The organism is Brevundimonas sp. 01N35, assembly GCF_056399785.1.
In genome coordinates, this window is record NZ_JBFTRZ010000001.1 from 214,069 (window position 1) to 240,032 (window position 25,964).

General features: G+C 69.6%; 26 protein-coding genes. 5 read left to right on the forward strand and 21 right to left on the reverse strand.

Annotated elements, in window-relative coordinates; genetic code table 11:
- Nucleotides 1-184 precede the first annotated feature (184 nt).
- Nucleotides 185-1,288: an acyltransferase family protein gene (locus tag AC1DJ5_RS01070; RefSeq protein ID WP_477019388.1), complete on the forward strand. Its 1,104-nt coding sequence runs from the start codon at nt 185-187 to the stop codon at nt 1,286-1,288.
- A 63-nt stretch (nt 1,289-1,351) separates the two neighbouring features.
- Here the strand turns inward: AC1DJ5_RS01070 and AC1DJ5_RS01075 are convergent, their stop codons facing one another.
- The 4 genes from AC1DJ5_RS01075 to flgB all read right to left on the reverse strand — a co-directional run bounded on the left by AC1DJ5_RS01075 (nt 1,352) and on the right by flgB (nt 3,122).
- Complete coding sequence (locus tag AC1DJ5_RS01075; protein WP_441453916.1) at nt 1,352-1,729, reverse strand: VOC family protein; 378 nt, start codon at nt 1,727-1,729, stop codon at nt 1,352-1,354.
- Between the two features lie 218 nt (nt 1,730-1,947).
- A complete protein-coding gene (gene fliE, locus AC1DJ5_RS01080) occupies nt 1,948-2,253 on the reverse strand; it encodes a flagellar hook-basal body complex protein FliE (RefSeq protein ID WP_441453918.1) in 306 nt (101 codons plus the stop codon).
- 13 nt (nt 2,254-2,266) lie between these two features.
- On the reverse strand, nt 2,267-2,701 hold the full coding sequence (gene flgC / locus AC1DJ5_RS01085) for a flagellar basal body rod protein FlgC (protein WP_477019389.1): 435 nt from the start codon (nt 2,699-2,701) through the stop codon (nt 2,267-2,269).
- Between the two features lie 16 nt (nt 2,702-2,717).
- Complete coding sequence (flgB, locus tag AC1DJ5_RS01090; RefSeq protein ID WP_477019390.1) at nt 2,718-3,122, reverse strand: flagellar basal body rod protein FlgB; 405 nt, start codon at nt 3,120-3,122, stop codon at nt 2,718-2,720.
- A gap of 153 nt (nt 3,123-3,275) precedes the next feature.
- On the opposite strand from flgB, the gene AC1DJ5_RS01095 reads away from it, so the two are divergent.
- The 3 genes from AC1DJ5_RS01095 (at nt 3,276) to AC1DJ5_RS01105 (ending at nt 4,920) form a co-directional block, all read left to right on the forward strand.
- On the forward strand, nt 3,276-3,563 hold the full coding sequence (locus tag AC1DJ5_RS01095; RefSeq protein ID WP_441453924.1) for a FliO/MopB family protein: 288 nt from the start codon (nt 3,276-3,278) through the stop codon (nt 3,561-3,563).
- A gap of 164 nt (nt 3,564-3,727) precedes the next feature.
- Nucleotides 3,728-4,528: a flagellar type III secretion system pore protein FliP gene (gene fliP, locus AC1DJ5_RS01100; RefSeq protein ID WP_441453926.1), complete on the forward strand. Its 801-nt coding sequence runs from the start codon at nt 3,728-3,730 to the stop codon at nt 4,526-4,528.
- Nucleotides 4,529-4,641: 113 nt separating this feature from the next.
- Nucleotides 4,642-4,920 (forward strand): HU family DNA-binding protein, encoded by a 279-nt coding sequence (locus AC1DJ5_RS01105; protein ID WP_441453928.1) that lies wholly within the window; start codon nt 4,642-4,644, stop codon nt 4,918-4,920.
- Between the two features lie 133 nt (nt 4,921-5,053).
- On the opposite strand, the gene AC1DJ5_RS01110 is transcribed toward AC1DJ5_RS01105, so the two are convergent.
- Nucleotides 5,054-7,951 carry a tetratricopeptide repeat protein gene (locus tag AC1DJ5_RS01110; RefSeq protein WP_477019391.1) on the reverse strand — a complete coding sequence of 966 codons (2,898 nt, stop codon included), beginning with the start codon at nt 7,949-7,951 and terminating at the stop codon, nt 5,054-5,056.
- Nucleotides 7,952-8,122: 171 nt separating this feature from the next.
- Between AC1DJ5_RS01110 and AC1DJ5_RS01115 the strand changes: the two genes are divergently transcribed.
- Nucleotides 8,123-8,575 (forward strand): DUF983 domain-containing protein, encoded by a 453-nt coding sequence (locus tag AC1DJ5_RS01115; protein WP_441453931.1) that lies wholly within the window; start codon nt 8,123-8,125, stop codon nt 8,573-8,575.
- Between the two features lie 166 nt (nt 8,576-8,741).
- On the opposite strand, the gene AC1DJ5_RS01120 is transcribed toward AC1DJ5_RS01115, so the two are convergent.
- The 16 genes from AC1DJ5_RS01120 to AC1DJ5_RS01195 all read right to left on the reverse strand — a co-directional run bounded on the left by AC1DJ5_RS01120 (nt 8,742) and on the right by AC1DJ5_RS01195 (nt 25,962).
- Nucleotides 8,742-11,084 carry a TonB-dependent receptor gene (locus AC1DJ5_RS01120; RefSeq protein WP_477019478.1) on the reverse strand — a complete coding sequence of 781 codons (2,343 nt, stop codon included), beginning with the start codon at nt 11,082-11,084 and terminating at the stop codon, nt 8,742-8,744.
- Nucleotides 11,085-11,249: 165 nt separating this feature from the next.
- On the reverse strand, nt 11,250-11,576 hold the full coding sequence (locus tag AC1DJ5_RS01125; protein ID WP_477019392.1) for a hypothetical protein: 327 nt from the start codon (nt 11,574-11,576) through the stop codon (nt 11,250-11,252).
- The gene (locus AC1DJ5_RS01130; protein ID WP_477019393.1) at nt 11,521-11,997 is read right to left on the reverse strand and encodes a hypothetical protein; all 477 of its coding nucleotides are present in this window, start codon (nt 11,995-11,997) and stop codon (nt 11,521-11,523) included. Before AC1DJ5_RS01130 ends, AC1DJ5_RS01125 begins: the two co-directional genes overlap by 56 nt.
- A gap of 113 nt (nt 11,998-12,110) precedes the next feature.
- The gene (locus AC1DJ5_RS01135; RefSeq protein ID WP_477019394.1) at nt 12,111-12,524 is read right to left on the reverse strand and encodes a helix-turn-helix domain-containing protein; all 414 of its coding nucleotides are present in this window, start codon (nt 12,522-12,524) and stop codon (nt 12,111-12,113) included.
- A gap of 138 nt (nt 12,525-12,662) precedes the next feature.
- Nucleotides 12,663-13,148, reverse strand: coding sequence for a type II secretion system protein GspM (gene gspM, locus AC1DJ5_RS01140; protein ID WP_477019395.1), 486 nt, complete (start codon nt 13,146-13,148; stop codon nt 12,663-12,665).
- Nucleotides 13,148-14,248 (reverse strand): type II secretion system protein GspL, encoded by a 1,101-nt coding sequence (gene gspL, locus AC1DJ5_RS01145; protein ID WP_477019396.1) that lies wholly within the window; start codon nt 14,246-14,248, stop codon nt 13,148-13,150. Before gspL ends, gspM begins: the two co-directional genes overlap by 1 nt.
- Nucleotides 14,245-15,195, reverse strand: coding sequence for a type II secretion system minor pseudopilin GspK (gene gspK / locus AC1DJ5_RS01150; protein ID WP_477019397.1), 951 nt, complete (start codon nt 15,193-15,195; stop codon nt 14,245-14,247). Before gspK ends, gspL begins: the two co-directional genes overlap by 4 nt.
- Before the next feature lie 26 nt (nt 15,196-15,221).
- Entirely contained in the window at nt 15,222-15,812 is a 591-nt protein-coding gene (gene gspJ / locus AC1DJ5_RS01155) for a type II secretion system minor pseudopilin GspJ (protein WP_477019398.1), read from the reverse strand.
- Nucleotides 15,809-16,168, reverse strand: a complete 360-nt coding sequence (gspI, locus tag AC1DJ5_RS01160) for a type II secretion system minor pseudopilin GspI (RefSeq protein WP_477019399.1) — start codon at nt 16,166-16,168, stop codon at nt 15,809-15,811. The genes gspJ and gspI overlap by 4 nt, the downstream gene beginning before the upstream one ends.
- Nucleotides 16,161-16,619 (reverse strand): GspH/FimT family pseudopilin, encoded by a 459-nt coding sequence (locus AC1DJ5_RS01165; RefSeq protein WP_441453949.1) that lies wholly within the window; start codon nt 16,617-16,619, stop codon nt 16,161-16,163. The genes gspI and AC1DJ5_RS01165 overlap by 8 nt, the downstream gene beginning before the upstream one ends.
- Nucleotides 16,620-16,779: 160 nt before the next feature.
- Entirely contained in the window at nt 16,780-17,436 is a 657-nt protein-coding gene (gspG, locus tag AC1DJ5_RS01170) for a type II secretion system major pseudopilin GspG (RefSeq protein ID WP_477019400.1), read from the reverse strand.
- Between the two features lie 11 nt (nt 17,437-17,447).
- Entirely contained in the window at nt 17,448-18,662 is a 1,215-nt protein-coding gene (gene gspF, locus AC1DJ5_RS01175; RefSeq protein WP_477019401.1) for a type II secretion system inner membrane protein GspF, read from the reverse strand.
- Entirely contained in the window at nt 18,662-20,176 is a 1,515-nt protein-coding gene (gene gspE, locus AC1DJ5_RS01180; protein ID WP_477019402.1) for a type II secretion system ATPase GspE, read from the reverse strand. The genes gspF and gspE overlap by 1 nt, the downstream gene beginning before the upstream one ends.
- Nucleotides 20,177-20,181: 5 nt before the next feature.
- Nucleotides 20,182-22,290, reverse strand: coding sequence for a type II secretion system secretin GspD (gene gspD, locus AC1DJ5_RS01185; protein ID WP_477019403.1), 2,109 nt, complete (start codon nt 22,288-22,290; stop codon nt 20,182-20,184).
- Nucleotides 22,290-23,159 carry a type II secretion system protein N gene (locus AC1DJ5_RS01190; protein WP_441453959.1) on the reverse strand — a complete coding sequence of 290 codons (870 nt, stop codon included), beginning with the start codon at nt 23,157-23,159 and terminating at the stop codon, nt 22,290-22,292. The genes gspD and AC1DJ5_RS01190 overlap by 1 nt, the downstream gene beginning before the upstream one ends.
- A gap of 124 nt (nt 23,160-23,283) precedes the next feature.
- Nucleotides 23,284-25,962 (reverse strand): TonB-dependent receptor domain-containing protein, encoded by a 2,679-nt coding sequence (locus AC1DJ5_RS01195; protein WP_477019404.1) that lies wholly within the window; start codon nt 25,960-25,962, stop codon nt 23,284-23,286.
- Nucleotides 25,963-25,964 lie beyond the last annotated feature (2 nt).

Genomic DNA, 25,964 nt, shown 5'->3' on the forward strand with positions numbered 1-25,964 from the left:
CCCGCTGTCCGCGCCACACCTCCGATACCCATGTTGGCCCCTCAACCCCGTTAGACTGTGGCGCATGGCGACAACCGTCTCAAGCCCAGGTCAGACCGGCCCCGCCCTTGCATCGCGCTCCCCCGAAGGAGCCTTCGTCATGGGCTGGAGCGCGTTTTCGTCTCGGAATGAGCCACCGCCGATCATGCGCGGCGGGTGGCTGGACGCGCTGCGCTTCATCGTGGCGTCGCTGATCATCCTGCATCATTTCCAGGCGTCGGCGCCCATTCCCCTGGCTGAGAGCGTCCACCCGGTGTTCGAGCGGGGCGGCTTCCTGCTGACCAACTTCTTCCTGATCGACAGCGGCTATGTGCTGATGCGCGTCTATGGCGCTGCGGTCGGCGGCGGTTGGATGTCCAAGACGGACTTCTTTCTCAAGCGGTCGCTGCGGGTGTTTCCGGCCCATCTGATCATGGGCGGGCTGCTGGTCGCCATGGTGCTGCTGGGCACAGCCATCGGCCTGCCGCCCAGCCATCCCGAGTGGTTCGCCTGGGATCAGTTGCCGGCGCAGCTGGCCCTGCTGCAGTCGTTCGGCGTGCATGGCGGTCTGGGCTGGAACGCGCCCAGCTGGTCGATCTCAGCCCTGCTGGGCTGCTACCTCGCCTTCCCCTGGGTGCTGCGCGGCCTGACGCGGGTCGGGCCGTGGCTGGCGCTGGGGCTGGTCGTGGTCGGCTATCTGGCCGCCAACGAACTGAGCTGGGCCATCCTGAACTACCCCGTCTATCAGATGCCGCTGGGCCTCGGCATCTGGCGCGCCCTGCCCCTGTTCGTCCTGGGCATGGGTCTGGCCTGGTTCGCGCAAGGCGTCTGGATCAACCCGCGTCTGGCCGGCTGGGCCCTGCTGCTGGCGGCGGTCGCCCTGGCGGTGGTGCAGTATTTCGACAAGAACGCCCTGATCTCGCTGGCCTTCATCTCCATCATCATCCTGGCGGCGGGCGCCGTGCCGGTGACCAGGCCGTCGAAACTGATCGAGCAGGCGGCGATGGTCTCCTTCGCCATGTTCATCTCCAACGAAGTGGTGCGCATCGGCTGGTTCGGTCTGGCCGAGGCGATGGCCAACAAGCTGAGCCTGGGCGAGGCCTGGCGCTGGGGCCTGTGGGCCATGGGCGTCGGCGCGGCCTTCGTCTTCGCCTTCCTGTTCCACTACGCCGTCGACAACCCGATCCAGAAACGCATCCGCGCCGGGCTGAAACGGCGCGGCCAGGTCCAGGCGACGGTCAGCGAGCCGGTGATCTCGCTGGAGGGGTAGGCGACGGCCTGGGTCCCGGGTTCCGCTACGCGGCCCGGGGATGACGGCATGGAGAGAGTGACCTCACCCCGCCGAACCGATCAGATGCAGCACATTGCCGTCGGGGTCCTTGAACCAGGCCAGACGCATCGTCCCGCAAATGTGGATGTCGCCCTCGTGCGGCAGGGCGTCATACTGTTCGAAGACGATGCCCTTGCCCTTCAGCCAGCCGACGATGTCGTCCAGCTCGACGCCGACGTACCAGCTGACGGCGTTGGCCTGATTGGTGCCGGCGAAGTCGGATTTATAGACCGTCAGCCAGGTGTTGCCGGTGCGGTAGCCCAGCATCCCTTCCATCGAGGTGTCGGCCAGGTTCAGCTCCAGCACGTCGGAATAGAAGGCTTTGGCGCGATCCAGATCCTTGACCGCCACGATGGCCGAGGAGTTCTTGTTCTTGAGCATGACGTCTCTCCGTGATCAGGAGAGAACCGTCGAGGCGGGGGTTCGATCCATTCGAGGCCGCCCGCCTTTCCTCCCTGTCGCGAAGCGATGGGGAGGTGGCGCGGCGCCGTAGGCGACGTGGCGGAGGGGGCGACTCCACGTCAGCCGTTTGCGCCCTCCCTCCACCACTTCGTGGTCCCCCTCCCCATTTCATGGGGAGGAAAGAGGAGGCGTCGCCGTCAGATCGGCATCCGCAGGATTTCCTGATAGGCCGAGATGACCTGGTCGCGGACCGCCATGACGGTTTCCAGCGAGGCCTCGGCGGAGGAGACGGCGGTGACGACGTCGATCAGGTTGCCCTGGCCCTGGACCATCTGGCTCATCTGGGTTTCGGCGCCGCGCGTCTGCTGCGTCGCCTGATTCATGACGCCTTGCAGCAGTTCGGAGAAGCCGGGGCCTTGCGTCGCCGCGGCCGCGCTCGGGGCGGCAGGCATGGCCCCGCCCTGAACCGCTGCATAGGCCTTGGCCGCCATCATGGGATTCATGGCCTAGGCTCTCTTATTTCTTGATGATGTCGAGGGTGCGGGCTTCCATGTTCCGCGCCGTCTCGATGACGTTGAGGTTGGCTTCGTAGGCGCGCTGCGCCTCGCGCATGTCCATGGCCTCGATCAGGGTGTCGACGTTGGGCCGCTGCACATAGCCCTCGGCGTTGGCCGCCGGGTGGGTGGGGTCGTATTCCAGACGAAAGTCGCTCTGATCCGGGCGGACCTCGGCCAGGACCACGCCGGTCGCGCCGTCGACCTTGCGGGCCTGGAAGACCGGGGTCTGGCGGCGATAGGGCTGGCCGCCGGCGACATTGGCGGTGGATTCCGCGTTGGCGATGTTCTCGGCGATGACGCGCATGCGCGACTGCTGCGCCTTCAGCGCGCCGGAGGCGACAGCCATGGCGGTGTTGCGCGGCGTGACGGGACGGCCGTTGACGGGATCGGGCATGGCTCAGTCTCCTCGTTCAGGCGCCGGGCTTCTTGGCGGCCATGCGGATCATCTGCATGGACTTCTGGTAGAAGCCGATGGCGGCGTCATAGGCCATCCGGCTCTCGGCCATCTTGAGCATCTGCTCTTCGACCACGACCGAATTGCCGTCCAGCGTGGTCTCGGAATCCGGCGTGCTGACGGCCTCGAAGCGCGCGGCGTGACCCGGCGGCGCGATATGGCGGGCGTTGGTGGCGACCATCTTTAGCCCCCCGCCCGTGCGCAGAGCCTCGGCGAAGTCGGTCGGCGTCTTCAGATCGCGGGCGACAAAACCCGGCGTGTCGGAGTTGGCGACGTTCTGGGCGATCACGCGCTGACGATCGTCGAGCCATCCGAGACGGCCCTTGATCTGGTTCAGCAGCGGAATGTCAGTGACGGACACGAAAGGCCCTCGAACGGTTGATCGGCAGAAAATGCCGCCCTCATGGTTAATATTCAGTATCCCTAAACGCGCCGTTAACCACGAGGCGCGAAACGTGCGGGCGAAGGGGCGCACCTGTAGGCGCCGGCTTCCCTTCGTCTGGGGCCCTCTCGCATGAATTTTCTCGACCTGTTCCGGGCGGTGTTCGGCCTGGCCATCACCCTGGGCCTGATCGGCCTGGCCGCCTGGGCGACGCGCCGCTATGCGCCCAAGGTTCTGGCGAAGTTCCAGGCCGAGCGCGGCGCGCGGCGGCTGCAGGTGATCGAGACCCTGGTGCTGGACCCCGCGCGGCGTCTGGTCCTGGTGCGGGTGGACGCCGAGGAGCGACTGATCCTGCTGGGCGAGGGCCGCGAACTGATCGAGCCGCGCGGCCCTGCGATCCCCTCGGGAGAGGTGAAATGAGCCGGTCCAACGCCTCTCAGCAAGATGAAGCCCTCCCCCTCGAGGGGGGAGGGTTGGGTGGTACGCCGGAGACGCCAACGGTCACGCCTCATGCGCGCCGCCTTCAAGCGCGGCGTACACACCCCCATCCCCGCCCCTTCCCCCCTCGAGGGGGAAGGGAGAAGGTGTTCGGCCTGCCGACCCGCGCCGAGCTGAAACGCGCGGCCCTGCTGTCGCTGATCACCACCCTGCTCTGCCTGGCCTGGCCGCTCGGCGCCCTGGCTCAGGAGGTCGCCCGCTCCGGTTCGGCCATCAACATCGACCTGGGGACCGGCGCCGGCTTGACCCAGAGGGTGGTGCAGTTGGTCGGGCTGATGACCGTGCTGTCGCTGGCGCCGTCCATCGTCATCATGACCACCAGCTTCGTGCGCATCATCGTGGTGCTGAGCTTGCTGCGGACCGCCCTGGGCATGCAGCAGTCGCCGCCGAACGCCGTCCTGGTGTCCCTGGCCCTGTTCCTGAGCGCCATCGTCATGGCCCCGACCTGGCAGGACGCCTATGATTCGGGGGTCCGCCCCCTGCTGGATCAGCAGATGGAACTGCCTCAGGCCTTCGATGCGGCCTCCGAACCGGTGAAGACTTTCATGCTGGCCCAGGTCGACCGCAACGACCTCGCCCTGTTCACCCGACTGTCGAAAATCGAGCCCCCCAAGGAGCTGCAGGAACTGCCCCTGCGGGTGGTCACGCCGGCCTTCATGATCAGTGAATTGAAGAAGGCCTTCACGATCGGATTTCTTCTTTTCGTTCCGTTCCTTGTGATCGATCTGGTGGTGGCCAGCGTGCTGATGTCCATGGGCATGATGATGCTGCCGCCGGTGGTGGTCAGCCTGCCGTTCAAGCTGATCTTCTTCGTGCTGGTGGATGGCTGGCGGCTGGTCGCCGGAAGCCTGGTCGAGAGCTTCCAGAGAGCGTCCGGCGGGGGATAAATCCCCAGCCTCAGGGGCTTTCAAGCTCAGCCGGGCTTGCCAAGCTGCAGCAAACGCGTGTTGATCCTCCAGTCTTCGTCCGGGAATCGGGCGACCACCTTTGGGAAACCCTCATGACCACTCAAGCCGAACTGATCGCCGCCGTCGCCAAAGACGCAGGCGTTTCGCAGGCCGACGCCAGCCGCGTCCTCGACGCGATCGTCAAGAACATCCACAAGAGCCTGGTTTCGGGTTCGGACGTCCGCATCTCGAACCTGGGCGTGTTCGACACCGCCGAGCGCGCCGAGCGTGAAGGCCGCAACCCGGCCACGGGCGCGACCATCAAGATCGCCGCTTCCAAGGCTGTGCGCTTCCGCGTGTCCAAGCCCCTGAAGGACGCCGTCAACGGCTAAGCCTTCGGACCCGTCTGGGTCCATGGCGCTCTGCCCTACTCGCGCACCGCGTGACGAACGTCAGAGCGCCGGCCCCTCAAGCAGCCGAGCACCGCGTGCGAGGCGTTAGGGGCCTCTCTTAAAAAGAGAAATGTCAGGCGGCTCCGGCCGCCTGGGGACGGGCGGGGGTCGCAGTGCGGTCTCCGCCCGTTTTCTGCCCTCCTGTCTTTTCACGGAACTCGGCCTTCGTGGCCGCGATCCAGCCGGCGTAGGTGTCGGCCCCGGCGCTGAGCGCCGCGAAGTCCTGCGGCCGGCCCGAGCCGTCGGCTCCGTCCAGCCCGGCCAGGGCGATGCGGATCGCCCCCGCCGAACGCGCCTTGTCGGCAAAGCCCGAATAGTTGCGCGACAGCCGGTTCACCCCGCCCGCGTCGCCGGCCAGCGAATAGCCGACGCCGGCGCGGATCAGCCGGTTCTCCTCGTCCGCCGTCAGGGGGATGACGCCGTCCTTGAACCGGTCGCCCAGACGCTGCTCGTAGAGGGCGGCGGCCGCGCCCCACTGCTGCTGCTTCCACAGGATTTCGGCGCGCACGTCGCGACCGGCGGGCGAGGCGTCCTTGCCCAGGATCTCCAGGGCGTGGTCGTAGCGGCCCAGCTCCATCAGCGCCCGCGCCTCCAGCGCCCGGCGCTCGACGTTCATGGCCGTGGGCAGAAGCGTGGTGCGCGAGCTCCACAGGGCCTGCAGCGCCTGTTCCGGCTGGCGGTTCATCAGATAGACGGCGGCCAGATTGGTCGCGACCTGAGCCTTGGCCACGCCATCGAGGCGGTTGTCGGCCTGGTATTTCAGCAGCTCGGCGGCCTGATCCAGCAGGTCCACGTCGATCAGACGCCGGGCCAGGCGCCGCACCATCTCGTCGCCGTCGGCGCCGACCGGGGTCAGTTCGCGGAAGTCGAAGAACAGGGCCAGGGCTTGAACCGGCTGCAGGCCGTCGGCGGCGCCGTCGAGGAACAGGGCGCGGAAGGCGTTGTCGAGATCGGCCTGAAGCTGGCTGCCGCCGGGCAGAACCACGATCTTGCGGCCCGCCGCCTTCAGGGTGGTCAGAGCCTCGCGGTAGCGCCCCTGCGACAGGTAGAGCCCGCCCAGGCTGCGGATCACGGCCAGTTCGGTCGCGTCGCCGCGCCAGCGCCACTTCAACGCCTCCAGCTGGCCCGCCGCCGCATCGGGCTTCAACGCCCCCTTGGCCATCTCCAGCCGGATGACGCCCAGGCGGGCGGGGGTGGCGATCCCATCCAGCGGGGCGCGGGCCACGGCCTTGTAGAGGGCCAGGGCGCGCTCGGGCGTCTGGTCCAGTTCGAACAGCTTGGCCTGGACCAGACGGGCGGCCAGTTGATCCGGGGCGGAGATGCCGGGCTGGCTGAAGACATAGGCCAGCAGCTCGCGCGCGGCGTCCAGATCGCCGGTCTCGACCGCAGCCAGGGCGTGGGCCGTGCCGAAACGGGCGCGCCATTCAGGGGCGAAGCCGTCGACCACCCCGGCCCCGGCGGCGAAGCCCTGACGCGCGGTGGTCCAGTCGCCCCGCTGGGCGGCGATATAGCCCTGCCAGACCCGCGTGGACGGATCGCCCGCCAGAGCGCCGGACGAAAAGTCGGCCTCGGCCTCGGCCAGACGACCGATGGAGGCCCGGGCCGCGCCGCGCAGACCGCGCACCTCGGCCACGCCCTGCATGGCCGGGGTCTGCTTGACCAGGGCGTTCAGCACGCCGATCGCCTCATAGCCCAGCCCCGATCCGACCAGGAAGCGGGCCAGGGCCATGCGCGCCTCGATCGGGGCGCGCGGATCGCTGGCGGCGCGGCCGCTTTCCAGTTCGGCGGCTTCCTGAAGGGCGCGATGGCGGGCGCTGAAGCCGTCGGCGCCCGTTTCGGACCAGCCCGCAAGGATAAGCGCCGGGCGCGCGGCGGCGCGCGGCGCATGGGTCTCGCGGGCGGCGGCTTCCAGCCCCACCGTGGGCGGCGACAGGCTGAGGCCGCGCGGGCGCGACAGGGTGACGAGGTCGCCCTCGGCCTTGACCATCAGGTCGTCGGCCGGCGTCTCGACCGCCAAGCCGTGAGCGGTGGGCAGCAGATTCAGTTCGACGGTGCGGCGACCGGTCCTCAGTCCCTTGCCAGGGGCCAGGGCCGTGACGGCGGCGAAACGATCGCCGACCAGGGGATCGGTCAGCCAGACGGTCTTGGTGGCCCCGGCCATGCGGGCGGTCAGAGCGGTCTGGGCGCTGTCGTCGCGGTCGATCTCGACCCCGGTCACGGTCGGGGCGACGCCGCCCAGGGTGACGATCCAGGCGGCGCCGTCGGCGCGAGCCGAAACCGTCTGCCCTTCGCCTGCGGGAATGCGGATGGCGGTGAAATCAGGCCCGGCGGCCCAGCGCGCCTTGGCCGCGCCGCCGGCCTTGGCTGCAGCCGGCATGTTCATGCGGGCGGCGGCGTCGAACACCACCCAGACCGCGTCGCCGCGACGGAAGACGGCGGCTCCGACCGGCGCGGCCCAGGCGAAGGTCAGGCGGGTCGTCTCGTCCTTGACCTCAGCGGTCACAGCCACGGCGCCGCCGGCAGGCACGACGGGGCGCTTGCCGCCGTCGGGGCCGGCGCCCGGCGCATAGAGGTTCAGCCAGACCGAGCCGTCGGCCGAGCCGGAGCGGGCGGCGGCCCCCTCAGCCAGGGTCAGGACCAGTTCGGTGCCGCCCGAGGCGGCGCGGGTCTCGACCTTCTCGACACCCTTGGGCGGATCGACTTTCAGGCGGCTGACGTCCGGCGCGGCGGTCGTGCCGATGCGGACGATGACGGCGCGACCGTCCTGACGCACCCGGGCGCGCGAACCGACGGCCCCGGCGAATTCGATCTTGGTGAAGCCAGTGTTGGCGCCGACGCGGATCTCGACCGGGCCGCTGCTGACGTTGGAGCCCTCGGCGTGCGGGGCCAGGGGCGCGAACACGACGACGCCCGCCGCGGCGGCGGCCACGGTCGATTTCAGAACGCGCTTGCTGACGGTTGCCCCGGACATACGCGCGCACCCTCGCGTGAAGGGCTTTAATCGCGGTTAACGCCGATTAAACGGCGCCGCTTGCACAACCTCCCCACGCAGATAGGACAAAACACCCGCTTGCGGCGCGCGCGCGAAAGGCCGACATCGGCGGTATCGACGTCATGTCACGCCGTTTCCCAGGTGCTTTCCGTGTCCGACCCCGCCTATCCGCCCATCAGCCCGCTGAAGACCGGCCTCCGCTGCCGCTGCCCGCGCTGCGGCGTGGGCCCGCTGTTCCAAGGTTATCTGACCATCCGCAAGGAATGTTCGAACTGCGGTCTGGACTACGGTTTCGCCGACCCGGCGGACGGCCCGGCCTTTTTCGTCATGTCGGCGGTCGGCATCGTCGGCATGATCGCCTTCATGATCTTCGAGTTCAACGTCCACCCCCCGGTCTGGGTGCATTTCGTCGTCACCCTGCCGGTCCTGGCGCTGATGTGCCTGGGCGTGCTGCGGCCGTTCAAGGGCTGGATGGTGGCCGAACAGTATTTCCACAAGGCCGAGGAAGCCACCTTCGTCAGCGTCGGCAAGCATGGCGAGGGCTACGGCTGGCGCGGCCAGGCCGAGCGCGCCGCCCGCAAAAAGGCGCACGACGAAGGGTGAGCCGCCCTGCCCTTCTCCCCTTGCGGGAGAAGGTGGACGGCGGAGCCGGACGGATGAGGGGTTGCAGGACCGCGGGTCTTGCAGCCCTTTTTTCTGGCGTCGAGAGACCCCTCATCCGGCCCTGACGGGCCACCTTCTCCCGCAAGGGGAGAAGGGGCGACGTCGATTAGCGCACCACCCTCAGCGTCACGCCCACGGTGCGCGGCGCGCCGAGGAAGGCGCCCAGCGTGCCCGACTGGAAGGGCGCGCCGAAGGCCACCTGGCGATAGTCCTGATCGAACAGGTTCTTGCCCCACAACTCGACGCTCCAAGCCTCGTCCTTGGCCAGGGCCACGCGGCCGTCCACCAGCCAGAAGCCCGGCTGGCTCTTGGCGGGATCAAGGTCCGAGCCGGTGTTGTATTCCGACGAATACTTGGCCGCGAGCGTGACGCGGCCGGTCAGCCCAGCCACCACCGGACGCTCATAGGTTCCGGCCAGGGATCCGCTCCACAGGGGAGCGAAGTTCAGACGGCGACCGGCCAGCAGCGGCAGACCGGCGATGGGGTCATGGCCGTATTCCGTCTGGGCATAGGTGACGCCGCCCTGCAGCGACAGGCCTTCGACCGGCAGGAACATGAAGTCCGCCTCGACGCCCTTGGCCCGGACCTGCGGGATCGAGCGCACTAGGAAGGTGGTGCCGAGGAAGGTGTTGAGCTGGAAGTCCTCATAGGTCTGGCGGAAGGCGGCGGCCGAGACCAGTAGACGGCGGTCCAGCATCACGCTCTTGACCCCGGCTTCCCAGGCGTCGGCCGTCTCGGCCCCGAAGGCGCGCGAGGCGTCGGGGACGAGGTTGGTCTGGCCCCGGTCCAGGTTGAAGCCGCCGTTCTTGCGGCCGCGCGACCAGCCGGCGTAGAGGCGCGTGCCTTCGGCCGCCTTGAACTCGGCGCGGGCCAGGCCGGTCCAGGCCTCGTCCTTGACCGTCTCCGACGACTTCAGACCGTTGAAGGCCGGGTTGGACCAGGGCAGGCACAGGGTGGCGTTGCTGACGCCGTTGGCCAGGGCGGCGGCGCAGGCGCGGCCGCCGTCGGTGTTGGCGTAGGCCGCGCTCATGTCCTTGGTCTCATGCGTGCGGCGCAGGCCCCCGGTCAGGGTCAAACGGTCGGTCACGGCATACGAAACCTGGCCGAACAGGGCGGCGCTCTGCGTCGTCTGCCAGTAGCGGTCCAACTGGCCCTCGCCCTCGACGAAGCTCCGGCCTGCCGGCAGACCGGTCAGGGTCGAGACATAGGTCGGATCGCCCAGCGGATTGGCGCCCGAGCGCGACAGCAGACGGCTGACATAGGCTTCGTAGTCGGCGCCGTAGAAGAGGCTGTCGCGACGGGTCAGCTTCTCGTCGGCCAGGAACAGACCCGCCGACCAGTCCAGACGCCCGCGCTGGCCCGACAGGCGGACCTCCTGCGTCAGGGTGCGGAAGCGGTTGGACCAGCTGCCGTCGTCGGGACGATAGGCCAGGTCGGCCGAGGTGAAGTCCCAGTCCTGGCTGATGACGCCGCGCCAGTCGCGCACCGCCGAGGTGCTCTCCAGCGTGGCCCAGCCGAGGTCGGCGGTCAGGTGCAGGGCCAGGCCCTTGTCGCGGATGCGGGTGTTGGTGTCGCGGTTCGACCAGGCCGTGCGCGCCCAGGGGTTCGGCGTCGCCGCCACCCCGCCGTCTGGGGCGAAGGTCGCCAGCAAGGGCGCCGTGCCGCCGGTGACCAGTTGCACGCCGACGCAGCAGCGCTCGTCCCGCTCGGTCCAGTCGGCGGTCAGGCGGGCGGTCAGGTCGGGCGTGGCGCGCCACAGCAGTTGGCCGCGCACGGTGTCGTAATGCTCGTTCTGATCGTCGGTCGCCGTGCGCGGGCCGTCGCCGGTCTTGACGTCATAGAGGCCGTCGCGGCGGCGCGCGGCGACATAGAGCCGCCCGGCCAGGACCTCGTCCACGATGGGGCCGGTCAGGGAGACCGAGCCGCCCTGGGTTTCATAGTCGCCGAAGGTGGCCTCGCCCGCGATGCGCGGGGTGAAGGAAGGCGCGGCGGTGACGACGTTGATGACGCCGGCCGAGGTGTTCTTGCCGAACAGGGTGCTCTGCGGGCCTTTCAGCACCTCGATGCGCTCGACCTCGCCGAGGTCGCCCAGGGCCACGCCGTTGCGGGGGCGATAGACGCCGTCGATCATGACGCCGACCGAGCTCTCCAGCCCCGGATTGTCGCCCACCGTGCCGACGCCGCGGATGCGAGCCGTGGTGAAGGTCTGGTTCGAGGTCGAGGCCACGATCAGGCCCGGCGTCAGGACCTGCAGATCCTTGATGTCGCGCACGCCCACGTCGTTCAGCAGCGGCTGGCTTGCTACCGTCAACGACAGGGGGGTCGCCGCCAACGGCGCTTCACGCCGCTGGGCCGTCACCACGATCTCGGACACCTGAACCGGCCCCTCGGTCGCCCGATCCTCGACAAAGCCCCCTTCGGCGAAGACGGGCATGGCGAAAGCGAGCACGGGCAAGGCGGCGGACGCGAGACACGCGGCGCGGACAGTGGACAACATGGAAGGAAAAACCGCTTGGCGGAGCGACGGCGCAAGGCCTTGTCGCGGACAGGATCGCGCTCTAGCAGTCCGGCTACGCCGTTAAAAGCCTTACCTAACGTCAACCTTCGTTGACTTTCAGGCCCGGCCCGCCATAGGGCCGGACGCGCAGGGCGCGAAACTGAGCTCAACCCGGCTGCGGTGGCGGTCGATGTCGTTGCGGACCGCGCCGCCGACCTTGCACAAGACGCCGAGGTCGCCGGCGGCGCCCATTTCATGCGCCGCAATCAGGTCCAGCAGCCGCTCCGCCTCAGCCAGCGAGGTCGGCTTCTGATCCAGCAGCCAGGCTTCCAGCACGTCCAGATCCGCCGCCAGCGCGCCGACGCAGACCGCAGCGTCGACCGTGCGCCTATTCCATTGATGCAGCAGCGCGCGCGCCGCCCCGATGGTCCATTGTTGCGCCATCACGCCCCTCCCGGGCGAAGCGTCGGGCGGCCGAGGCTTCCCAGATCCCGACGAAGGCCGTCAGGCTGACGAAAGACCAGGCGCCCCATTGCAAAGTGACCGCCGCCCACCCCAACCGCTCGTGAGCGAAAAAGGGCGCCAGATGGCTGAAAACGATAATCAGCTGAAATCCGGCACAGGCGACCAGCCACCAGCGACGACCGTGTTCCGCCAGCGCCCAAAGCGAGCCGAACAGGGCCACATCCACCAGCATCACACCGATCCGGAAGCCGTGGATGTCCCACGGCAACACCATCACCGACAAAACCTGGGCCGCCGTGAGGGCGGCCACGGCCAGCCGTTCGACCGTCTCGCCCCGCCATAGCAGCAGGATGAAGGCGATCAGATTGGCGAGGATGAGGATGATCTGAACGGGATGCATGATTCGAAATCAGCCCGCGCGCCGACCGCTCCCGCCCAAGGCGGTTCGGGCGGCCCGATCCGGGCGTCCTCTCATTGATCTGTCATCATCGACCACCCCTGCGGATTCGAAACTCACCGCAGGCGTTCGATCAGTTCGAGGACGGGATTGACGAGGGTGGCGCCGACCGCAGCGATGATCAGCCAGGCCAGAGACCAGCCGAGGATCAGCCACAGCAGGGAGCCCCCCAGCTTCCTGGGTCGGCGCCAGCCGCCCAACGCGACGTATCGATCATAGAGCGAACGCCGCATCCCGCCCCCAACCGACGTCAAAGGCGCCGCGGAGACAGCCGCAGTTGGCTCAACCGCAGCCGTGTCGGATAGGGTGAGCGTTTCCCCTGAGTAGTTTTCACTCAGGCGGCGCGCGGCGCGCAGGCGATCGGAGACGCCCAGTTTTTCATAGGCGCGGTGCAGGTGGTTCTGGACGGTGCGCGGCGACAGGCCGAGCCGCTGCGCGATCTCCTTGTCGCCCAGGCGCAGCCCCGCCAACTGGACGACTTCCAGTTCACGCTGCGTCAACTTTGGGATAGGATATTCCTTTGCCACGCCATAGCGTTAGCGAGTTCCGGACCCTAGCGTCCAGATAGTAAAAACGCGAACACGCACGCGTGAGGTCCGCTGCGGGACTTAACCGGCCAGGCTTCCCGTCGCATCCAGCGTCGCATCGGCGTTCTCGACGACCGTGACGGCGCGCGTTTCAACGCCGTACTCGGACTTCAGCGCCGCCAGCCAACCAAACAGGGCCGCCGAGGTCGCGCCGGGCGCGTCGAAGGCCAGCCCCCCCTCGCCGTCGACCGACAGAGTGACCGTCAGCCCCCCCGCCTCGGCCGCGGTTCGGGCCGCCTGTTCAACGTCAGCCAGGGCCATCGCCGCCTTCGCCCCCGCGGTCCGGGGCGGCGTCCGACCGACCAGACCGGCCTCGATCCGGGCGAGGCCCGCCGTCGCCTCCACCCGACGTTCGGCCGCCGCCTCGCGCCAGGCACAGGCGGGGCGCAGCACCAGCAGCCAGACCAGGACGGCGGCGACCAGCAGCCCCATGGCCGCCAGCATCCGCTGCTCGCGCACCGAGCGTCCGTCCCACCACAGGCCCATCGAGGGGATCATCCGGTTCATCAGGCGCCTCCCACGCGGACTTCCGAGACGACCTTGCCCTGGTCGTCGACGGTGCTTTCGTCGGTCAGGGACATGCCCTTGGCCGCCATGGCCCGCTGCAGGGCGTCGAGGTCCTGATAGGCGGCGTAGGTGACGGTGGCCCGCACCCCGCCCTCGTCGGCGGTCAGACTGTCCAGTTCCGCGCCCTCGACGCTTTCGACGGCGGCGAACAGGGCGGCGGCGGCGGCGGTCGGTCCGCCCGGCGGCGGGGCGGCGGTCAGGCGACGCGTCGCCTCGGCCACGGCGTCGGCATTGGGCGCCACGTCGGGGAAGGCGCGGCGTGCGGCGGCTTCCGCCCGTCTTTCGGCATCGCGAGCGCCCCATTCGTCGTGACCGGCGGCGGCCAGGGTCAGGAGCAGCGGCGAAACGACCAGGGCCGCCGCCAGCGCCGCCGCCCGTTTCCAGCCGCGCCGGTCGGCCTCGATGCGCCGTCCGGCCCCGGCCAGCAGGTTGATCGGCGGGTTGAGGGCGGCGCCGGCCAGCAGGCGTTCGATCTCCTCGGCCCGGTCGATGCGCGCCACCGCCCGGCCGGCGGCGACGGCCTCGGCCAGGTCGGGCTGAAGGCTGAGCGCCAATTCGCGCCCGCGCAGGGCCAGGTCGGCGCCGAAGACGGCGGCGGTCAGCCTCCCCTCCTCCGCCGGTTCCGGCAGGATCAGACTGTCGGGGATCATGACGTCGGCGCGCAGGCCGAGGCTGGCCAGATAGTCGCCCCAGGTCTGCAGCAGCGGCCGCCCTGCCACGGCGACCAGCCGCCGCCCGCCCGGCGCGGCGACCGGCCCCAGGGCGGCGCTCAGCCGGTCGGCGGGCGCGGCCAGGTCGTCGCGCAGCAGGTGCAGCGCCGTCGCCGCCACCTGAGCCGGGCTGCCCGGCGGCAGGTCCAGCCAGCGGACCAGAACGTCGGCGCCGGGAACCACGGCGACGGTGCGCATCGGCTCAGGCGCAAAGCCGGAGCCCAGCTCCAGCACGCCGCGCGTCAGGACGGCGCCGTGCGCGTCCAGCGTCAGGCAGGTCGCCGGAAGGGCCGCCGAGGGCGGGATCAGGATCAGTCGGATGCGGCTCATTCGTCCAGGGTCCAGCGTTGGATGACGGTGCGCGCGGGACCGGCCTGAGGCAGTTCGATCAGGGCGGTGCGGACGGCGCGGCTGCCGCCGAACTCCACGTCCACGCGCAGGTTGAAGAAGCGGGTCAGGACCGTCAGCTGGTCCTGCACCGGGATCGGCAGTTCGACGCCCCTCATGGCCCCCTGCATCAGGAAGGCGTTGGCGTTGCTCCAGCCGCTCGCCGGCCGCGCGGCGATCGCGGCCCTGGCCGAGGCCAGGCTCAGCTTGCCGTCCGCCAGCATGACCAGAAGCGGCGCCTGCTCCGGCGTCAGGGTGTTGGGGTTGATCGGCGACAGGTCCGTGGTCGGCAGGGCGCAGAGGTAGGGCCGCAGCCGTGCATAGATTTCGGCGTCGACGCCTCGCACGGCGCGCAGCTCGCTGACCTCGGCCAGCAGGGTCCCGGCGGTGCGATAGGCTTGGCCGGCGTAGGCGGCGTCCTCGCCGCCTTGCGCGCGCGGGGTCGTGTCGGTGTCGATCCAGTCGGTCAGGGCGTCGGCGACGGCCCGCATCCGCCCCTCGGGCAGATTCAGCGCGCGGCCCAGGGCGACGAACTGCTGGATGCCCAGCGGCCGGGCGACATAGACCTCCAGTTGGCCCTCGACCACGCTGTTCAGGTTGAAGCAGGCCTGACCGTCGCTCAGGCGGGCGGTGATGCTGCCGTCCTCGACCGGGAAGCTGAGCACGCGGCCGTTCCAGTCGGGCTGGATCGGCGTCTTGACGGGATCAAGGTCGCGCAGGCGGTTGATCTGGCGCCGCGCCAGGGATTCAGCCCCCGCCGCATACCACTGGGCCTGGCTCTGCGTTTCCGCATTCATGGTGCGGCGAACCGAGAAGCGGATGTCGTCCACCACCAGCACCGCCACCGCCGCCATCACCGCCACCAGCAGCAGGACAGTCAGCAGGGCCATGCCCTCACGCTGTTTCAGACGCGCCTTCACCGGCCGCCCCCGACGACGAACAGCTGGCGTACGGGCCCGTAGCCCTCCAGCGTCAGGTCCAGACGGACCGCGTCCGGCAGCGGCCGGTCCGGCGAGGGCAGGAAGCGCGTCGTCTCGGCGCCCTCGCTGATGAAGGCGAGCGCCGGCGCGCTGACGCCTTGATACAGGATCTGCGGCGGGCCGGGCCGGGCGCCGTCCAGATAGGGGTAGACCCTGCGTTCCAGCCGGTCCTCAACCAGCCGGTATTCGACCCTTTGCAGCGCCGCGCGCGAGCGGCCGTCGGGGTTGCTCCACCCCGCACGAACCAGCACCAGCAGCGGATCCCCCGGTGCCTCGGCCGCCAGGATGGGCGAGGTCGCGGGCTGGCCGTTGGCGGCGCGGACCCGGCGCGGCGCGGCCTGGCCCAGGTCGGCGCGCAGGGTCGCGCGCAGGCGTTGCAGCTCGGCGGTGCGGTCGGTCGAGGCCTTGACCGCGAAGCGGTTGTCGATGCTCTGGCTCAGCACCAGCACCCCCGCCGCCGCCAGCAGGGCGAAGATCAGCAGGGCGATCATCACCTCGATCAGGGTGAAGCCAGAGCGCGATTTCATTGAGCCGTCGCCCGGAACAGGACGCGCTCGGCCGCCTGCCCCTCGTCGTCGGAGATGCGGATGTCGATGCGCAGGATGTCGGGGTCGTCGGTGGCGGTCACCGCGCGGGTCCAGCGCCAGTCGCGGCCGGCCAGAGGCTGGCTTCCGTCGCTGTCGCCGGGCGCCGGGGCGGGACGCGCCGTCATGGCCTCGACCGCCAGGTTCTCGGCCACGATGCCGCCCAGCATCCGCGTCTCGGCGCGCGCGGCCGAGCGGGTGTTCTCGCCGCCGAGGTTCAGCAGGGCCAGCGCGGCCAGACTGAACACCGCCAGCGCCACCAGCAGCTCGATCAGGGTGAAGCCGGGCCGGTCAGCCATCGACCCGCACCTCGCCCGCCGCATCGACGGCGACGGTCACAGCGCGCGGGCCGCGCGACAGGGTCAGGGAGGCGGCGTCGGCCACGCCGGTCGGGTCGAAGACGACGCGCAAGGGCGCATCCGCAGGCTGACCCTCAGGCCGGGCGATGGTGTCCTCGGCCCAGGATTCGTCGCCGAAGGGGCCGTCTGCCAGGGGCGACCACTGGACGCCGTCGAAGCGGGAGAAGGCGTAGCCCTCGGCCGTGGCCTCGACCGCCACGGCGCGGTTGGTCAGCAGAGCCTCTTCGCGCGCGCGGACCAGCCGCGCGGCGAAGCGCTCGGCCTCGTCGCCCACGGGCGGGCGCGGATCGGGCACGGCCAGCACCACGGCCCCGGCGGCGAGGCCGATAATGGCGACAACCATCAGCAACTCGACCAGGGTGAAGCCGGAACGCCGCCCGCGGCGCCCCATGATCCCGCTCATTCCGGCGGACGCCGGGATCCAGTGCTTTGGCTCCATAGCAATTCGACCCACTGGAAAGCCGCCAGTTGGCGCTCTCACTGGATCCCGGCGTCCGCCGGGATGAGCGGATGTTGAAATCAACCGCCGGCACTCACCGCGAACACGGTCCCTAGTTCTGCCAGTTGCCGATGTCGGCGTCATTGCCCTCGCCCCCTTCCTTGCCGTCGGCGCCGAAGGAGAAGACGTCGAACTGACCGCCGTGGGCGGACGGGCGGCGGTACTGGTAGGGCGCGCCCCACGGGTCTTGCGGCAGACGGCGGATATAGCCGCCCTCGCGGTAGCGTTCCGGCCGCGCCAGACCGGCGGGCGGCGCAATCAGGGCCTGCAGGCCGCTCTGCGCATCCGGGAAGACGAGATTGTCGAGGCGATAGGTCTCGATCGCCTGCTCCAGCGTCGAGATGTCGGCCCGCGCCTTGCCGATCATGGCCTTGTCCTGGGTTGGCAGGACGTTGATCGCCACCACCGTCGCCAGCAGGCCGATGATGACGATGACGACCATGAGTTCGACCAGCGTAAAGCCCTGCCGGGCTTTGCGCTGAGGGGCGCTAACGCGACGCGCGCGGCGCGTCGCTGCTTGAGCGCGAGGAGAAGCGCTGGCCCTGCTTCTACCATCGTCATCCTCGGCCTCGTGCCGAGGATCCAGAAACGCGACGGATCCCGCAGCGCGCGTCACGTTTTCACCAGCAGACGTCGAGCGTCTGGATCCTCGGCACGAGGCCGAGGATGACGGGAAGGGAGAGCCAGGGTTCAGGTTCGGAAGGATCATCACGGCCTCTTTCACCCCATCGCCAGGGTGTTGATCTGAAGGATGGGCAGAAGGATCGACAGGACGATCAGGGCGACCACGCCGCCCATGACGACGATGATCGCCGGCTCGAGGAAGCTGAGCATGACGGCGGTGAAGGCGCTGAACTCGCGCTCCAGATAGTCGGCGGCGCGCTCCATCATCGGCTCCAGCCGGCCGCTGGCCTCGCCGGACGCGGTCATGTGCACCAGGATCGGCGGGAAGACGTCGGCGCGGCGCATGGCGGCGGACAGGCCCCCGCCCTCGCGCACAGCGTCGGCCATCATCTCGGTCGAGGCCCGCAGCGCCCGGTTGGACACGGTGCGGGCGGTGATGGTCAGCCCCTCCAGCACCGGCAGGCCCGCCGCGATCATGGTCGACAGGGTCCGCGCCATCCGCGCCCCGTGCAGGTCGCGCGTCAGCCGGCCGACGACGGGCAGGCGCAGCACACGCCGGTCCACCGCCAGCCGGAAGCCGGGATTCCTCAGGCCCGCGACGAAGCCCGCGCCGCCGCCAACCAGCAGCAGCAGGAACAGCCAGCCCCAGTGGCGCATCAGGTCGGACACGCCGATCACCGCCCGCGTCAGCAGGGGCAGGGTCTGGTTCATGCTGTCGAACTGATCGACCACCTTGGGCACGACGAAGACCATCAGGGCCGTCACCACCCCCAGCGCCACCAGGGCCAGCACCGCGGGATAGACCAGGGCGGTGATGACCTTGCCGCGCACCTGCTGGTCGCGCTCCAGCCCCTCGGCCAGACGCTCCAGAATGGCGCCGAGCGCGCCCGAAGCCTCGCCCGCCGCGACGGTGGCGCGATAGAGCGGCGGGAAGGCCGCGCCCTGACGGGCCATGGCCTCCGACAGGCGCTGGCCCTCGACCACGCCCGCATGGACGCCCGACAGGATGCGGCGCACGTCGGGCCGTTCGGCCTGCAGCATCAGGGTGCGCAGGGCCTCGTCCACCGGGGCGACGGTGATCAGGGTGGCCAACTGGCGCGTGGTCAGGGCCAGGGTGCGCGACGACAGCTTCTGACGCAGGCGCGGGGTCTTGTCCGTCGGGGTCGAAGCCCCAGAGGGGCGGCTGAGCGACAGGGTCATCAAGCGGCGGCGGTCCAGCGCCTTCTTCGCAGCCGCCTCGTCCGGCGCGGTCAGCACGCCCGCGACGGTGCGGCCCGAGACGTCCACAGCGCTGTAGTCGAAGGCGGGCATCAGGCGGCGCTTCCCAATGCTGGCTCAGGCAAGGGATGCGCCTCGGGCGTTTCCTGACGGGTGACGCGCACGGCCTCCTCGACCGAGGTCACGCCCGCCAGCACCAGGGCGCGCGCGCGGTCCGTCAGGGTCCCGCCCTTGGGGAAGGCGGCGGCGATCAGGGCTTCCTCGTCCGCCTCGGCGGCGATCAGGCGCCGCACCTTGTCGTCGATCTTCAGCGTCTCATAGACGCCGACGCGGCCGACATAGCCGGTGTGGTTGCACGCGCCGCAGCCCTGCGCCCGCCAGACCGTCGCGCCCTCGGCCACGCCGCACAGACGGGCCGTGGCGGCGTCGGCGGGTTCCGACTGACGGCACTGGCCGCACAGGCGGCGCACCAGCCGTTGGGCCACGATCAGCCTCAGGGTCGAGGCCAGCAGGAAGGGCTCCACCCCCATGTCGCGCAGACGGGTCACGGCCCCGGCGGCGTCGTTGGTATGGACGGTGGACAGGACCAGATGCCCGGTCAGCGAGGCCTGAACCGCGACGCTGGCCGTCTCCACGTCGCGGATTTCGCCGACCATGACCACGTCCGGGTCCTGACGCAGAATGGCGCGCAGGCCCGCCGCGAAGGTCATGCCGACCTTGGGATTGACCTGGGTCTGGCCGACGCCGTCGATGGCGTATTCGACCGGGTCCTCGACCGTCAGGATGTTGCGCGTGGCGTCGTTCAGCAGCGACAGGCCGGCATAGAGGCTGGTCGTCTTGCCCGAGCCGGTCGGCCCGGTGACGAGGATGATGCCGTTCGGCTCGCGCAGGGCGGCGCGGAAGGCGTCCAGCGCGACCGGGTCCATGCCCAGGTCCTCCAGCCGCAGATCGGCCTGATCCTTGTCGAGGATGCGCAGCACCACCCGCTCGCCCGCCCGCGACGGCAGGGTCGAGACGCGCACGTCCAGCGTCTTGCCGCCCAGCGCCAGCGGAATGCGCCCGTCCTGCGGCACGCGCTTCTCGGCGATATCTAACCGCGCCATGACCTTGATCCGCGACACCAGCAGGGGCGTGATGCGCGGGTTCAGGCTGAGGCTTTCGCGCAGGACGCCGTCGACGCGCATCCGCACGACCAAGGCGCTTTCATAGGGCTCCAGGTGGATGTCGGAGGCGCCGGCGCGCACGGCCTCGGCGATGATGCCGTTGATCATGCGGATGACCGGCGCGTCGTCGGCCGAGTCCAGCAGGTCGGCGGCGGCGGGCAGGTCCTCGATCAGGCCGTCCAGCCCCGACGGCATGTCCATCTGCTGATCGCCCGCCGCGTTCAGGTCGCCCGCATAGACGTCGGACAGGCGGCGGTCGAACTCGGCCTGATCCAGGACCTGAACCTGCAGCGGCCGCCCCAGCGCCCGGCGCGTCTCGATCAGGGCCAGAGGGTCGGCGCCCTCGCGCAGGCCGACCACGGCGATGTCGCCTGCGTCCAGCAGGATGACGCCGTTCCGCTTGGCGAAGCCGTAGGGCAGCGTCGGATTGACCAGGGTGATCATGGTCCTCAGCCCTGCGGGGAGGTCGTGATCTGGGCGGGCGCAAGCGACGAGATCGTCACCTCACCTGTCGGCACCGCCACGCCCGGTCGGGGATTGTCCAGCGCCGAGGGCGCGACCGGGGCTTGGGTGCGCATATAGTCGCGCAGCATCTCGTCCAGGCTGGGTTCGACGCCCGGCTGGGCGCGCATCTGCTCGCCGCGCATATAGCCCCAGCGGTCAGCGCTCAGTTGCTGGGCGTCGCCCGGGGTGCGGATGATGGTCGGGCGGATGAAGATCATCAGGTTGGTCCGCCCGCGCTGGCGGCTGGTCGACTTGAACAGGTTGCCGACTACGGGGATGTCGCCGAGGCCCGGCACCTTGTCGACCGACAGGCGATCGTTCTGATCCAGCAGGCCGCCGGCGACCGCGATCTCGCCGTCGTCCACGACCAAGGTCGTCTCCAGCTCGCGCTTGTTCAGCACCAGATCGGACGCGCCCTTGGTCAGGACGCCGTTGATGCTGGACACCTCCTGGCGCAGGAACAGGGTGATGGAGCCGCCGGCGTTGATCTGCGGCTTGACGATCAGCTTGACGCCGATGTCCTGGCGCTGGGTCGTGCGGAAGGGGTTGGAGTTGCCGTCCAGCAGGGTCTCGCCGGTCGTGATCGGCACCTCCTGCCCGACCAGGATGGTGGCCTCCTCGTTGTCCAGCGTCATCAGCGACGGGGTCTGCAGCAGGTTGGAGCCTTCGTCCGACTTGGCCGCATTGATGATGAAGCCGAACAGGCCGTCCGAGCCGATCCGGCCGCCGCCGCCACCGATGAAGCCGTTGGCGCCGACCAGGCTGTTCAGGGCCAGGTTCTGAAGTTGCTCGCGCAAGGGGTTGTCCTTGTCCAACTGGCCCGCCGCCGCCCCGCCCGCGATCGGGACCAGAGGCGCGGCGCGGTCGGAGTAGTTGGTCAGACCGACGGGGTTGCCGTCCGATCCGGCCAGCAGCCACTGGACGCCCAGCTCGCGCACGGCGGTGTCGCCCAGTTCGACGACGATGGCCTCGATCAGCACCTGCTGGCGCCGGCTGTCGAGCTGGCGGATGACCTCGGCCAGCATCCGCTGCGTCTCCGACGAGGCCGAGATGACCAGGGCGTTGGCGCCGGGGAAGCGGGCGATGCTGGCCTTCTGGCCCGCGACCGGCGCGGCCGGAGCGGAGACAGCCTGGGGCGGCGCGGCTTCGCCGGCTCCGCGCGCGGCAGGGGCGGCGGTCGCGCTGGCCGCCGTCACCGGCTGGCCGACGATCTGTTGCAGCACGGGCAGCAACTGCTCGGCGTTGGCGTGCTGCAGGAAGACGACCTTGACGTCATCGGCCGAGCGGGCGCGGCGGTCCAGGTCCTCGATCAGGGGCCGCACCCGCGCCACGGCGGCGGGATCGCCGCGCAGGATGACGGAGTTGGAGCTGGCCACCGGCGTCACCGAGACCATGCCCTGCCCCGGCTGGCCGCCGGGCGGGGCCAGAACCTGGGCCAAGACGCCCGCGATCTCGGCGGCGGAAGAGTTCTCCAGCGTCACCACGTCGAAGGAGGCCCGGTCCACGTCAATGCGCTGGATCAGGCTGCGGATGCGGCTCAGGTTGTCGGCGAAGTCGGCGACCACGACGCTGTTGCCGCTGGGGTTGGCCAGCACCTGACCTTGTGCGCCGACCAGCGGCCGGATGGTCTCGGCGGCCGAGGCGGCGTCGATGTTGCGCAGCTGGAAGACCTGGGTCGAGAAGCGTTCCGACCCGACCGTGGACGGTCCCTGCGCCGCGCCCTGGGCCGGGCTGATCCGATAGGCGCCAGAGGACGTCGGCGTCACCACCAGACCATTGGCGCGCAGGGTGGAGAGGAAGACCTCGAACAGCTCAGTCTTGGTCAAGGCGCGCTGGCTGGTGACGGTGACGTTTCCGGTCACGGCGGGGTCGACGATGAAGGTGCGGCCCGTGGTCCGGGCCACGTCCTGAATGAAGGCGCGGATGTCGGCGCCCTGGACGTTCAGGGTCTGGCGCGCGCCCTCTTGAGCCATGACCGGCGAGGCCGACAAGGGCCCCTGCGCGGCGATCAGGGCCGACAGGGCGACGGCGGCGAAAGAGCGGTGAAGGCGCATCACGGGCCGGTCCTTATGGTGGTGGTCTGCACGCGGCCGTTCCGCTCGAAGCGGATTTCGGCGGCGCTGCTGCCGGAAAGCTCGCCGCCCAGGTCGGACAGGCGTTCCAGGCTGTTCAGTTCGGCCCCGTTGACGGCCAGGATGACGTCGCCGGATTGAAGCCCCGCCGCCCTCAGCGCCGCCCCGTCGCCGCGCGCGGCCAGGGTGAAGCCTTTGATGCGCAAGCCCTCCATGCGCGGACGCAGGGACGCCTGAGCCATCAGCCTTTGCGGATCGACGACCGGCCCGGTCGGCGCGGCGGCAGGGGCCGCAGCCGATACCGGGGCTGGCGCGCCGGTCGGCGTCATGACCTGGGCGGTCGTGGGCGGCGGAGGCGGGGTCGCCGCGCCCGCGGGCGTCTCGGTGAAGACCAGTCGGCTGACCGATCCCCCGCGCGACACGGTGACGAAATCCTCACCGACCGAGGCCAGGGTCAGGCCTTCGGAAATGGTCTCGCCCACGCCGACCGAGACCTGACGACCGTCGGGCAGGCCGATGATGGCCGAGCCGCCGTCGGGCCCGCCCGCGCGCACCCCGAACAGGCGCAGGGCGTCGCTGTCGGCGCCCGCCGCCTCGGCCAGGCTGCTCTTGTCGCCGGTGCGGAAGAAGGCGTCGAAACGCTGGAAGATGGAGGCGTCCACGGGCGCAGCCTCGGCGCGGGCGGCGACCGCCGGTTCAGCCTCAGGCGCAACGAAAATCCACGCCACACGCCCCGCCTGCACCGCCAGCAGAGCGACCAGGGCGATCTCGGCGCCGGCGCGGATCCGCCCCGGTCGCGCGGCCATGGCCGCCTGCGCCTGACGCCCCCATTCCCCAACCCGTGCGATCACGCCCGATGCTCCGAACACCCCCGAAAACGGGAACCCCGGCTGCTTAGCGCAGCAGCCGGGGTCAGAGCCTCACGCCGCGATGACGGCGGCGAGACGTTGTTGTGACAACGTCGCCGTATGCGGATCAGAAGGTCGTCGACAGGCTGAGCGAGATGGTCCGACCCAGCTTGTAGCCCTCGACCACGCCCGTGCCGCCGTTGGCGAACGACTGGCTGCGCTCATACTCTTCGCCCAGGAGGTTCTCGACCTTGGCGCCGAGGTCATAGTCGCGACCGCCGACGGTGAAGGTCTGGCTGGCGACCAGGTCCAGCATGATCGGCGGGGTCTCGACCACGTCCGGCAGACGGGTCGAGCCGGTGATGATGCCCGCGTCCGAAATCCGCTCGCCCTGATAGTTGACCAGCAGGGTGGCTCGGCGGCGGGCGGTCGTGTTCTCGAAGCCGATCTGCAGGTTGCCCAGCCATTCCGACTGACCCTGCAGGGCGCGGGTGTAGGAAGCGTCGGTCACTTCGGAGTCCGACCAGGTGACGTTGGCGACGACGAAGACTTCGTTGTCGTGGAACCAGCCCAGGTTCGGGGCCCAGACGTCCATCGGCAGGGTGTAGTCGACCTCGGCCTCGACGCCCTTCAGGGTGGCTTCCTGCGCGTTCTGGAACGAGCGGCCAAAGCCTTCGCCGATGGGCTGATAGGTGCGCTCGATCGGGTTGTCGAAGGCCTTGTAGAACAGGCCGATGGTGGCCGACTGGCGCTGGCCGAAATACCATTCCCAGCGCAGGTCGTAGTTCTGGATCTCGGCGATCTTCAGGTTCGGATTGCCGCGCTCCAGGGTGTTGGAGTCGTCGTCCAGGAACAGGGCGTTCGACAGTTCGCGCAGGTCGGGACGGTTGATCGTCTTCGAATAGCCGAAGCGCAACTGCATGTTGTCGGCGAACTCCCAGGTCGCCGCCGCCGTCGGCAGCCAGAAGTCCTGGGCCAGGTTGGCGGCGATGGGATCGCCCGCGCCGGTCTCGCCCAGCGGGATGAAGCTGTTCACCCGCTGCTCGGAATCTTCGTAACGAACGCCCGCCGTGACGCGCAGGTCCGGGATCAGCTCGACCTCGGCCGAGGCGTAGGCCGCGTTGATCTCCATCGTCGCGTCAAAGAAGTCCGACGGATCGGTGATGTCGCGCAGGGTGTAGCCCGCGTTGCCGCCGATGTTGTCAGGGCTGAAGATGATTTCCGGCACATAACTGCGCAGCTCGGGCGTGATGATCACCCCCGCCGCCGGCTGGAACGAATAGCGGCGGCTGGCGAAGTCACGCTCGCGCTCCTGATGCAGGCCGCCGGCCTTCAGGACGATCTCGCGGTCGGCGACCGTGCCGTTCAGGGTGAAGTCGAGACCGAACTCGATGTTCTGGTCTTCCAGGGCGCTGAAGAAGGTGCGGTTGGAATCCGACCCCGGCGTCATGCGGAAGACGTTGTCCGGCTCCAGACGATAGGAGTATTCACGGCGATAGGGCGTGTCGCGCGAGGCGGTCGAATAGGCCGCGCGCCAGTCGATCTGCAACCGGTCCAGCGCCATCGGCAGGTCGAAGACGTGACGACCCGACAACTGGTTCGAGTTCATCTGCTGCTCGATCCAGTTGAGCCGCTGGAAACTGCGGATCAGGCCGGGGTCGGCCGAGAACAGGCCGCGTTCGATCAGGGCCTGCTGGCGCGTCTTGCGCAGCAGCAGGGTGGTCAGCTTCAGCTCATGGTTCTCATTGAACTCGATGCCGAAGGCGCCCAGGGCGTTCAGGGCGTATTCCTGTTCCGTGCGGTGGAAGCCGCAGCCGGTCGCGTTCGACAGGCCGCCGGCGCCGGCGCAGGCCTCGGGGCTGATCTGATCGTTGACGCCGCCGTTGACCTCGAACGAGTTGCGCACGCCCTCGCGGTTGCGGACCTGATAGCCGTAGTCGAGGGCGACGAAGCCGCCCAGGCGCACGCCGTTCGACAGGTCGACGATTTCGGCGCCCGACAGGTTGAAGCCGAAGTCCGGCAGGTTCTTGTCGCCGTCGATCGACCAGATGTTGCGCAGCGACCGACCCGCCGCCTGCAGCATGGCCGGGTTGTTGGCGAAGGACTTCAGCGAGGGGTCGATCTTGATGAAGCCGGGCAGGTTCAGGCTGTTGTCGGCGATGCCGATGTTCGACAGCTTGCCGCCCGCATCCCAGTAGAGGCCTTCCTTGCCGGTCGTTTCCGTCTCGGCGGCGATCGAGGCGCCGAAGGACAGGAAGCGTTCGTTGGGGATGGCGCGCGTCGACAGGGCGATCAGACCACCGCCGAACTCGCCCGGATACTGGGCCGAATAGGTCTTCTGGATCTGGGCGCTGGACACCAGAGAGGTCGGGAACAGGTCCAGCGGCACCACCCGCTTCAGCGGCTCGGGACTGGGCAGGGTCGAGCCGTCCAGGATGATGCTCGAATAACGGTCGCCGAGGCCGCGCACATAGACATAGCCGTCGCCGACGATGGACAGGCCGGTGACGCGGGCCAGGGCTTCGCCGATTTCCGAGTCGCCCGAGCGCTTGATGTCTTCCTCGGTCAGGATGTTGGCGACCGCCGAGGTCTCGCGCTTCACGTCCGGCACGAAGCGGCCGCGCACGACGATGTCCGCGACCGCCGAGACGGCGTCGGGATCAGCCGCGGGCTCCGAGAGCGAGGGCTCAGGCGCTGCCTCCGGGGCCGTCGAAGCGACGCCGTCATGGGCCCAGGCCAGGGCGGGCGCGGTCAGAATGGTGCTGGCGAGCAGGCCGGCGAGGCCGAACGTGCGGGTGGGCGTCATCT